Source organism: Pseudoxanthomonas sp. SL93 (assembly GCF_026625825.1).
In the GTDB taxonomy this organism is placed as follows: domain Bacteria; phylum Pseudomonadota; class Gammaproteobacteria; order Xanthomonadales; family Xanthomonadaceae; genus Pseudoxanthomonas_A.
Window position 1 is genome coordinate 3,834,853 of record NZ_CP113065.1, and the last position, 10,217, is coordinate 3,845,069.

Here is a 10,217-nt window from a genome sequence, read left to right on the forward strand (position 1 = left end):
CAGTGCATCGCCGGCGTGCACCGGCGATGCAGCATGGATCACTGCGGAAGCACTTCCAGCGTGGCCACGTAGCTCAGTCGACGCTGCTTGGCTTGCGGCAGCGAGGTCTTCGCATCCTGCGTGCCTGTCTCCAGCCAGTACATGCCGGCCTCCGGCCACGTCACGCTGAACTCGCCCTGCGCATTGGTGGTGACCTTGATCTCTTCCTGCGCGTTGCGGTAACGCGTGCCGCCACGCGTGATCTCGAACTCCAGCCCCGCGGCGGGCTTGCCGTCCACCAGCAGTTTGAATTTCGCTTCCTCGCCTGCGAACAGGTCGTTCGGGTGCGTCACCGGTACCAGCTCCAGGCCTTCGCCCGTGGTCTTGAGCGCGGTGTCGTTGGGAGAGCCGTTGGTGACGAAGGTTTCGATGCGGCCGATGGATTGCGACACCTGCAGGTTCTTCGCATCCTTCGGTACTTCGGTCGCGAACGATGCCGGCGTACCGCGCCAGCGCTTCGGCTTGCCGTCTTCCTCCCAGCTGCCCGACAGGCCACTGTTGACGGTGGCGATGCGGTACGTGCCCTGCTGCGTCAGTTCGACATCAAAAACAGTGCGGTACTTGCCGGTGGCGAGGTTCTGCGCCTCCACCTTGCTGCCGTCGGGCGCGGTGATGACCAGGCCTTCGGTGCGCAGCGGCACGTGGTTGAAGTAGAAAAGATCGTTCGAGACCGCGGCATCCACGGTGATCCAGGGGTTGGTGCCGGCGATGACGGTCTGCGACGGCATCATCCATGCCTTGTGCGCCAGGGCGGTAGCGGGGATGACGGTGGCCAGGGCAATGGCGACGGCAAGGGAACGCTTCATGGGAGTCTCCAGCAAGGAAAGGGGAACGACGATCAGGGCTTGACGGTCAGGCTGACGGCACCGAGTTCGGTGCTGCCTTGGGCCTTGCCGGACTGCGGGGCTTTCTTCGCCGGCCAGCTGAAGGGGATCTTCAGCAGCTCGCGACCACCGACCTCGCGCGCGGCCTCGACGACCAGCGTGTAGTCGCCCGGTGCCAGCTTTGCGAGCTGGGGCTGCTTGTCGGTGAAGCTCAACGCGTGCTTGCCGACCGGCTTGGTGGGGCCGGTCACGCCGTCCACCGGCACCTTCAGGCTGCGCCCCGACTTGCGCCACCACTGGCGCATGTCGGGCAGCCACTTGGTGCCATGACCTTCCGAATTGCTCGTCTGCTGATACCAGACCGACAGGTTGGCGGCGACCTTCTGGTCCGCGCCTTCGATCCAGATCGCCACGTAGGGGCGGTGGTACTCGGCCACGTTCAACTTGGGCACTTCCACGTTGATGTCCAGCGTGGCGGCGTAGGCAGGGGTGGCGAGCAGGCCACTGAGTGCGATGGTCAGCGTGGTGTGGACGGCGATCTTCGACATGCGGGGTGCCCGTGGGTTCGTGGAAGGGGATCAGTGGATGAAGAGCAGGGCGAGCAGCAGCGGCACCAGCAAGCCCAGGCCGACCATCGGCCAGGTCATGCGGCGCTGGCGCCCGTGCAGATAGAGAAGGAACAGGCCGGTGATGCAGAACACCAGGCAGGCAACCGCGAAGACATCGAGGAACCAGCCCCATGCCGGGCCCGCGTTGCGTCCCTTGTGCAGATCGTTGAAGTAGGAAATCCAGCCGCGCTGCGTACGTTCGTATTCCACCGCGCCGGTTTCGCGATCAATGCTGAGCCAGGCATCCGCGCCGGGGCTCGGCATCGACAGATAGACCTCGGCATCGGACCACTCTGCGGTGCGCGCGCCGATGCTGACCGAGAACTGGTCGCCCAACCAGGCCGCGGCGGCGTCAGGCAGGGGCGCATTTCTTTCTTGGCGATTTCCCAGGCTGGTAAGCAAAGGCGCCGGCAACGTGGCGGTGCGGTTGGTCACTTCCGGCGTTGCCTCGATGCTGGAAGCGTGGTTCAGCGTGATGCCGGTAATGGCGAACAGCAGCATGCCGACCAAGCACACCGCCGAACTGATCCAGTGCCACTGGTGCAGCGTGCGCAACCAGAAGCCACGCCGTTGCTGGTGGTGCGCGATGTCAGGTTGGAGGGCAGGTCGCGCCAAGGCGGCAGCCAGGAAAAGGAAGGGGGCCATTACATCACAAATGAGAATTGATCTCAATTGAGAAGTCCTCCCGTTTGGGGTTGGGAGGCGCGGGCAGTCACCGTGCAGGTGGTCGATCAGGTTTGCGCTCGTTGGCGTGTCATTGGCGCGAGTCTTCGCGCCTTGCGCTGGATGCGATGCCGCGCGGGACTACACTTCGACCCACTGCCTCAGCAGGTTGTGATAGACGCCGGTCAGCTGGACCAGCGCCGCATGGTCGGGCACATCCTGCGTGAGCCGTCGGATGGAGAGATCCAGTTCGAACATCAGTCGCCGGTGGCCGTCATCGCGCACCATGCTCTGCATCCAGAAGAACGATGCCACGCGGGCGCCCCGGGTCACCGGGGTGACCTTGTGCAGGCTGGTGCCCGGATAGAGCACCATGTGGCCGGCCGGCAGTTTCACGCTGTGCGTGCCGAAGGTGTCTTCGATGATGAGTTCTCCGCCGTCATAGTCCTCCGGGGCGCTGAGGAACAGCGTTGCCGAGAGATCCGTCCGCACCGCCTCGGCACCGCCGCGGCTGCGGTCGTAACGCACGGCATTGTCCACATGGAAGCCGAACGACTGGCCACCGCTGTAGCGGTTGAAAAGCGGCGGATAGATACGCTTCGGCAGGGCGGCCGAAAAGAACGTGCTGTTGCGCGACAGCGCGTCGAGCACCATGGCGCCGACGTCGCGAGCGGCCGGCGAATCCTCCGGCAGTTGCGCATTGTCCTTGGCCTTGGCCGACTGGTAGCCGGCCGTGATGCGGCCATCGGCCCAGTCCGCCGCGTCGAGCATCGCGCGGGCCTGGGCGACCTGGGCCGGTGTCAGCACATCGGGAATGGGCAGCAGCATGTCAGGCGCCTATGAACGGAAAACCCCGCCCATTCTGCATGGGCGGGGCGGGAAGGGACATTGGCAAGGTCGGTTCAGAACTTGAACGTCGCCGTCAGCACCGCCGAGCGGCCTTCGCCGGGATTCGCCCACCCATTGCCGGCGGTGACCACGCCCGCGGCGTTGACGGTCAGGTTGTTGCGGATGCCGGTGTAGTACTCCTCGTCGAACAGGTTGCTGACGTTGAGCTGCAGGCCGATCCGCTCGTTGACCTGGTAGCCGACCATCGCGCGGTGCACCCAGTAGGCGTCCGTCTTCAGATAGGCGGTGGGCGAGGAATTGTTCGGATAGAACGAGCCTTGGTAGGTAGCGCCGTAACCGAAGGTCCAGTCGCCCAGCTCATAGGTGCTCCACAGGCTGGCGGAGTGTCGCGGGGTCTGGGTCAGTTCGCGGCCCTTGACCGGGTCGCTCGTGGCTTCGTCGGCCGCGTTCTGCAGCACTTCGCTGTCCAGGAAGGTGTAGTTGGCGAACACCGCCCACTCACGCGTGATGTTGCCCGCCACGCCGAGCGCGACGCCATCCACACGTGCCTTGCCGTCGAGCACCTGTTCCGGCTGCAGCGGGTCGGCACTGGTCACCTTGTAGTTCTGGCGTTCGTTGCGGAACAGCGCGGCGGTCACGGCCAGACGGTTCTCCAGCACGTCCCACTTGGTGCCGAGCTCGATGTTGACCGCGGTTTCCGGGTCGACGTTGCAGGTGGCGGCACTGCACGCACCGTTGACCGATGTCTTGGAGGGCGTCTTGCTGTTGGCGTACGACAGGTAGACGCTGGCGTTGTCGACCGGCTTGTAGACAAGGCCGGCACGGTAGGAGAACAGGTCATCCTCGTTCTCGAAGACGCTGCTCACGCCGGTGACCTGGCCGGTGCTCGACACGGCATAGTTCACCGTATCGCCCTCATTGTGCTCGTAACGCGCGCCGAGGTTGAGCAACCACTGGTCACCGAACTTGAGCGTATCGAACACATAGACGGCCTGGTTGTTCAGACTGCCCTCGGTGCGTCCGGTACGGAAGTAGTTCTGCGGCCCGGTCCAGATGTTGTAGGGATTGTCGAACGACTGCAGCGGATAGTTGCTGTTGTTGTCGAGCAGCGCGCTGCCGTTTGCATTGCGGAAAGCGTTGCCGCTGTCAAGCTCGAACTCCTCCTTGCTGAAGGAAACGCCGGCGACGAGATGATGTTCGACCGAGCCGGTGTTGAACGAAGCGGTCAGGTCGGTCTGGCTGTGGGCGATGAAGTTCTCGGTGTCACGCACCAGGCCACGCGGGCCGCCGGTAGGCGACCATGTGCCCGGCGGCTGGAGGGTGCCGGCCGGAACCCCTGAGCCAACGGGCAAGGCCGAACACGGGCCACCGGTATACGGGTTGGTGCCGTTCTCCAGGCACCATGAGCCCTGCAGCGCCGTGGCGTTGGCGAACTGCTCGACCCGCTGCAGGCGACCCAGGCTGCGCAGCTTCAGATTGTTGCTGAAGTCCATCTCGAACACGCCGGTCAGCATGTCCACGTCGATTTCCTGGCGCGAGGTGTTCCGGTAGCCGAAATAGGTTTCACGGTCCACGCCCGGCAATGGGCCGTCGTTGAAAGGACTCAGCGCGAACGGCACGCCGTACTGCGGCATGTTGTTGTCATGCTGGTGCAGGTAGCTCAGCGTGAAGCGGGTGTCGGAACCCAGGCCGAAGGCGATCGAGGGTGCGAAACCCCAGCGGTGCTTGAATTCTTCGTCGCGGCCCGGGACATCCTGCGTGTGGCCCATCGCGTTGAGGCGGACTGCAACGCCGTTCTCGAAGTCGAAATTGCTGTCGGCGGTCACGCGAGCGTACTTGTCGCTGCCGGCGCCGACGGTGAAGGTGCTCGCGTCGCCTTCGCGCGCCACCTTGCTGACCAGGTTGATGTTGCCGCCGACGGAGCCGGCGCCCGACATGGCCGAGTTGGCGCCATTGATCAGTTCGATGGCTTCCAGGTTGAACGTATCGCTGCGCGTGTACTGGGCGCTGTCGCGCACGCCGTCGGTGGTGATGTCGCTGCTGGCGGTGAAGCCGCGCAGGTTGATGCTGTCACCGTAGCCGCCGCCGCCTTCGCCCGCGCCGAAGGTGATGCCGGGCAAGGTGCTCAGCACGTCGCGCAGGCCAAGCAGGTTCTGCTGGTCCATGACCGCCTTGGTGACCACGGTGATCGTCTGCGGCGTGTCCACCAGCGCCTCGGTGTACTTGCCGGAACTGGCCTTCTGGACGTGTTCGCCATGGACTTCGACGGTGTCGAGTTCCTTGGCCTGCATGCCGGCGTCGGCAGGGGCGTCGCCCGTCGGGGCCGCATGGGCGGCAAAGACGGACAGCGAGAGGGACAGGGCCGCGGCCAGCGGCGACAGGGCGGGGGTCTTGGACATCATGGTCTCGAGGGTCTAGGCAGTGCGGCAGCTGGAAATGGCAGCCGCGAAGATGCGCATGTTAATGAGAACGATTTGCGATTACAACAAATCGTTCACATTTACCTCGGAACCTGTGGATTCCCGATCCGCCGCCGCCCTGATGCCTGGGGAGAACTTCGAAATACCTGGTTCGGCCCGGCAGGGCTTGAAGCGGGCCTCTGGCAGCCGGTCGGCCAGGTGTCAGTCGCGGTCGTCGCGGGTCCAGATGCCGCCATGTTCCAGACGGGTCGGGAATTTGGGGACGGGCGAGTAGGCGGGGGCGCACAACGCACGTCCGTCGCGCACGTCGAAACGCGCCCCGTGAAGGACGCATTCGATGCTGGCTTCCTGCGCGTTGAACTCGCCGGAGGAAAGTTCGAACTCTTCGTGGCTGCAACGGTCTTCCAGTGCGTAGAGCTCGCCATCGTGGTTGAAGATGACGATGGGCGTGCCCGTGACCTCGTCGAACACGGTCTTCATCTCCCCGGGCAGCAGTTCACCGGCGGCGCAGACGAAGGTCCAGGTCCCGCTCACGCGACGGCCCCCGTCAGGGGCTTCTGCAGGACTTCGAAACGCAGGTCGTCGCGCTTGGGGATGCCGTAGCGTTCGTCGCCGTAAGGAAAGGGCTTCTTGGTCCCGGTGCGGGCGTAGCCGCGGCGCTCGTAGAAGGCGATCAGCTCATCGCGGATGTCGATCACCGTCATGCGCATGGCGGCCAGATGCCAGTCCTCGCGTGCGACACGCTCGGCTTCGGCCAGCAGGGCCTTGCCCACGCCACCGCCCTGCAGGTCGGGACGAACCGAGAACATGCCGAAATAGCCGGCGCCCTCTTCTTCCGCCACGTGGGCGCAGGCGAGCAGCACGCCGCGGCGCTCGGCAATGATGATGCGGCTGCGTGGCCGCTCGATGTCCCGCTGCAGCACGTCGGCGTCGATGCGCTGCCCTTCCAGCATGTCGGCTTCGGTAGTCCAGCCCTGCTTGCTGACATCGCCGCGGTAGGCGGACGTGACCAGGGCGACCAGGGCGGGGATGTCGGCGCCGGTGGCGGCGCGGAAGGTGAGGGTATCCATGGCCGGATTTTACGGAAATCCGGCAACCTGTAGGAGCGACGTCAGTCGCGACGGCGATCCCGCCATGCCCGGACAGGTTCTGCAGCAGAAGAAGTCGCGATCGCGATCGGCACCGCCCCTGCAGAAAGGCGTCGTTATGCCAGCAGGCTCCGCGCCTTTTTCAGGGCGGCAATGAAGCGCTCCACTTCCTCGTGCGTGTTGTAGAACGCGAACGAGGCCCGCAGCGTGGCCGCCACGCCGTAGAACTGCAGCAGCGGATGGGCGCAATGCTGGCCTGAACGCACGGCGACGCCCTCCAGGTCCAGCAGCGTAGCCAGGTCGTGTGCGTGGGCGCCTTCGATCAGGAACGAGATGACGGCTGCCTTTTCCGGGGCGCGGCCGAAGATGCGTAGGCCTTCGATCCTGTCCAGTTCTTCGGTGGCATGCGCCAGCAGTCCGGCCTCGCGGGCTTCCACGTTCGCCATGCCCAGCGCGTCGAGGTAATCCACGGCCGCATCCAGGCCGATGAAGCCGGCGATGTTCGGCGTACCGGCCTCGAACTTGTGTGGCGCGTCGTTGAAGACGGTACCGTCGAAGCTGACTTCCTTGATCATCTCGCCGCCACCGATGAAGGGCGGCATGGCCTGCAAGTGTTCCTTGCGTGCCCACAGCGCCCCGGTGCCGGTGGGGCCGCACATCTTGTGACCGGTCAATGCATAGAAGTCGCAACCGATAGCCGCGACGTCGACCGCTCGATGCGGCACCGCCTGCGAGCCGTCCACGACGGTGACGATGCCGCGCTTGCGGGCTTCGCGGCAGATCTCGCGAACGGGATTCACCGTGCCCAGCACGTTGGAAGTGTGGGCGATGGCCAGCAGCTTCACGTCGCCGGTCATCGCGGCGTGCAGCGCATCCAGGTCCAGCGTGCCGTCTTGGCGGATTTCCGCGACCTTCACCGTCGCCCCGGTGCGCTCGGCGACGAGTTGCCACGGCACGATGTTGGCGTGGTGCTCCATGCGCGAGACCAGGATCGTGTCGCCGGCCTTCAGGCGCGGCAATGCCCACGAGTAGGCAACCAGATTGATCGCGAACGTTGTGCCACTGCACAGCACCAGTTCGTCCGGGCGCACGTTGAGGAAGCGCGCAAGCTTCTTGCGCGCGCCTTCATAGGCCTCGGTCGCCTCGGTGCCGAGCGTGTGCACGGCGCGGCTGACGTTGGCGTTGTGCTGGCGGTAGAACGCGTCGACGGTCTCGATGACCGAGGCGGGCTTCTGGCCGGTGTTGGCGCTGTCCAGGTAGACCAGCGGCTTGCCGTTGACCTGGCGGGTCAGCAAGGGGAAATCGGCGCGGACGCGATCCCAGTCGATGCGGGTTCCCGCGGCGTGCACCTGGACGGTCTCGCGGTTCATGCCGTGCCCAACGTCGCCAGCGCCGCGTCGACGCGCACCACCAGCAATTCGCGCAGTCCCGCGTCCTGGATGACGGACAGCGGTTCGCGGCAGAACGCGGCGGTCAGCAGCTGCTGTGCTTCCGGCGCGGACAGGCCGCGGGAGCGCAGGTAGAACAGGGCATTGGCTTCCAGTTGGCCGACGGTGGCGCCGTGCGCCGCCTTGACTTCGTCGGCATGGATCTCGAGCACCGGCTGGGTATCGATCTCCGCGTTGTCGGAGAGCAGCAGGTTCTTGTTCGACAGCGCCGCGTCGGTGCCGTCCGCACCCTCGCGGATCAGGATGCCGCCGTGGAAAACCACGCGGCCGCGGCCGGCACCCAGGCCGCGCCACGTCAGCTCGCAGGCGGTATCGCGGGCAATGTGGTCGATGCCCAGGCGCGTGTCCACGTGGCGGCGACCGTGCGCCAGCAGCACCCCGTTGGCGATCAGGCGCGCGCCATCGCCTTCGAGGCGGACATTCAGTTCATGGCGCGACAGGCCACCACCCAGTTCCAGGTCGACGCGACGGTATTCGGTGTCGCGCGCCAGTACCGCGTCGGTGCGCAGCAGCGTGGTGGCGCGTGCGCTGTCGGTTTCGACGCGTGCATGGGTGAGGCGTGCGCCCTGCGCCAGGTGCACATGGCCCAGGGCGTTGATCAGGTGCGCATGCGTGCCGATGGCGACATGGTGTTCGACCACGGTCAGTGCGGCGCCGGCACGCAGTTCGATCAGGTTGCGCAGGTGCCATGCACGGTCGGTGCCGTCTTCGGCGCCGATGAAGACCAGGTGTAGCGGCTGCTCGCTGCGCGCACCTTCTTCCGCGCGCAGCAGAACGCCTTCGGTGGCCAGTGCGGCGTTGAGGCGGGCGAATACTTCGTCGCCACGTTCGAAGCGGCGCTGCAGGAAGCGCGCGGCATCGCCACCCTCGGCAAGGGCTTCGGACAGCAGCTGCAGGCTGACGCCGTCGGGCAGGTCGGTGGTCAGCGACAGCGCGACGGAATAACGGCCGTTGACGAACACCGCGCGCGGTGCCGGGATGTCGGCCAGGACCATCGGGTCCACGGCGGGCGCGGCGTCCACGCCAGCGAAGCTGCGACGCTCGAGTTGGCGCAGCGAGGTGTATTTCCATGCTTCCGTGCGCGGGCCGGGCAGGCCGTCGCGCAGGGCTTCATCCAGCACGGCGCGCCGCGCCGCGTCACCATTGAAACCGGCGGACAGGGAATCCAGCAGCGCGCTCATCAGGCGATCTTCTCCGGCGCCACGCGGTCCTTGATCCACGAGTAACCGTGCTCTTCGAGTTCCAGTGCCAGCTCCGGGCCGCCGGATTCGACGATGCGGCCATTGGCCAGCACATGCACCACGTCCGGCTTGATGTAGTCGAGCAGGCGCTGGTAGTGGGTGATGACCAGGAAGGCGCGGTCAGGTGAGCGCAGGGCATTGACGCCGTCCGCCACGTTCTTCAGCGCGTCGATGTCCAGGCCGCTGTCGGTTTCGTCCAGGATGGCCAGCTTCGGTTCCAGCACGGCCAACTGGAAGATCTCGTTGCGCTTCTTCTCGCCACCGCTGAAGCCTTCGTTGACGCCCCGGTGCAGCAGTTCGTCCTTCAGGTGCAGCACGGCCAGCTTCTCGCGCACCAGCTTGAGGAACTGCATCGAATCCAGTTCGGCCTCGCCGCGCGCCTTGCGCTGCGCGTTGAGCGCGGCGCGCAGGAAGTACGTGTTGTTGACGCCGGGAATCTCCACGGGGTACTGGAAGGCGAGGAACACGCCGGCGGCCGCGCGCTCTTCCGGTTCCAGGTCAAGCAGCGGCTTGCCTTCGAATTCCACCGTGCCGGCGGTAACTTCATAGCCCTCGCGGCCGGCCAGGATGTTGCCCAGCGTGGACTTGCCCGCGCCGTTGGGGCCCATGATGGCGTGCACCTGGCCCGGCTTCACGTCCAGCGAGAGGCCTTTCAGGATTTCCTTGCCGGCGACGCTGGCGTGGAGGTTGTCGATCTTGAGCATGTGATTAGTGATTCGTCATTTTGTGATTGGTTGGGGAAACCCGAAGAGATTCATGTGTGGGCGGGATCTGGAAAATCGCCAATCCCGAATCACGAATCACTGCGTGGTTATCCCACGCTGCCTTCCAGCGACACTTCCAGCAGTTTCTTCGCCTCCACCGCAAACTCCATCGGCAGCTCGCGGAAGACCTGCTTGCAGAAACCGTCGACGATCATCGACACCGCGTCTTCCTGGCTGATCCCGCGGGCGCGGCAGTAGAACATCTGGTCGTCGCTGATCTTCGAGGTGGTGGCCTCGTGCTCCAGCGTGGCGGTGGGGTTCTTCACCTCGATG

Annotated in this window: 11 protein-coding genes; all 11 read right to left on the reverse strand. The window is 65.4% G+C overall.

Annotated features, from left to right (window positions below; translation table 11 throughout):
- Positions 1-38 precede the first annotated feature (38 nt).
- Complete coding sequence (locus OVA13_RS17940) at positions 39-845, reverse strand: DUF4198 domain-containing protein (RefSeq protein WP_267791802.1); 807 nt, start codon at positions 843-845, stop codon at positions 39-41.
- Positions 846-877: 32 nt separating this feature from the next.
- Positions 878-1,411, reverse strand: a complete 534-nt coding sequence (locus OVA13_RS17945; RefSeq protein WP_267791803.1) for a DUF2271 domain-containing protein — start codon at positions 1,409-1,411, stop codon at positions 878-880.
- Positions 1,412-1,441: 30 nt separating this feature from the next.
- Positions 1,442-2,116: a PepSY-associated TM helix domain-containing protein gene (locus OVA13_RS17950; protein ID WP_324288231.1), complete on the reverse strand. Its 675-nt coding sequence runs from the start codon at positions 2,114-2,116 to the stop codon at positions 1,442-1,444.
- A 159-nt stretch (positions 2,117-2,275) separates the two neighbouring features.
- The gene (locus tag OVA13_RS17955) at positions 2,276-2,962 is read right to left on the reverse strand and encodes a Fe2+-dependent dioxygenase (RefSeq protein WP_267791804.1); all 687 of its coding nucleotides are present in this window, start codon (positions 2,960-2,962) and stop codon (positions 2,276-2,278) included.
- 74 nt (positions 2,963-3,036) lie between these two features.
- Positions 3,037-5,382 carry a TonB-dependent receptor gene (locus tag OVA13_RS17960; RefSeq protein WP_267791805.1) on the reverse strand — a complete coding sequence of 782 codons (2,346 nt, stop codon included), beginning with the start codon at positions 5,380-5,382 and terminating at the stop codon, positions 3,037-3,039.
- Positions 5,383-5,604: 222 nt separating this feature from the next.
- Positions 5,605-5,937 carry a non-heme iron oxygenase ferredoxin subunit gene (locus OVA13_RS17965; protein ID WP_267791806.1) on the reverse strand — a complete coding sequence of 111 codons (333 nt, stop codon included), beginning with the start codon at positions 5,935-5,937 and terminating at the stop codon, positions 5,605-5,607.
- The gene (locus OVA13_RS17970) at positions 5,934-6,473 is read right to left on the reverse strand and encodes a GNAT family N-acetyltransferase (RefSeq protein WP_267791807.1); all 540 of its coding nucleotides are present in this window, start codon (positions 6,471-6,473) and stop codon (positions 5,934-5,936) included. Before OVA13_RS17970 ends, OVA13_RS17965 begins: the two co-directional genes overlap by 4 nt.
- A 134-nt stretch (positions 6,474-6,607) precedes the next feature.
- Positions 6,608-7,861: a cysteine desulfurase gene (locus tag OVA13_RS17975; protein WP_267791808.1), complete on the reverse strand. Its 1,254-nt coding sequence runs from the start codon at positions 7,859-7,861 to the stop codon at positions 6,608-6,610.
- On the reverse strand, positions 7,858-9,120 hold the full coding sequence (gene sufD / locus OVA13_RS17980) for a Fe-S cluster assembly protein SufD (RefSeq protein WP_267791809.1): 1,263 nt from the start codon (positions 9,118-9,120) through the stop codon (positions 7,858-7,860). The genes OVA13_RS17975 and sufD overlap by 4 nt, the downstream gene beginning before the upstream one ends.
- The gene (gene sufC, locus OVA13_RS17985) at positions 9,120-9,884 is read right to left on the reverse strand and encodes a Fe-S cluster assembly ATPase SufC (RefSeq protein ID WP_267791810.1); all 765 of its coding nucleotides are present in this window, start codon (positions 9,882-9,884) and stop codon (positions 9,120-9,122) included. Before sufC ends, sufD begins: the two co-directional genes overlap by 1 nt.
- A gap of 107 nt (positions 9,885-9,991) precedes the next feature.
- On the reverse strand, positions 9,992-10,217 hold a 226-nt coding region (locus OVA13_RS17990), incomplete at its 5' end, for a SufD family Fe-S cluster assembly protein (RefSeq protein WP_267791811.1).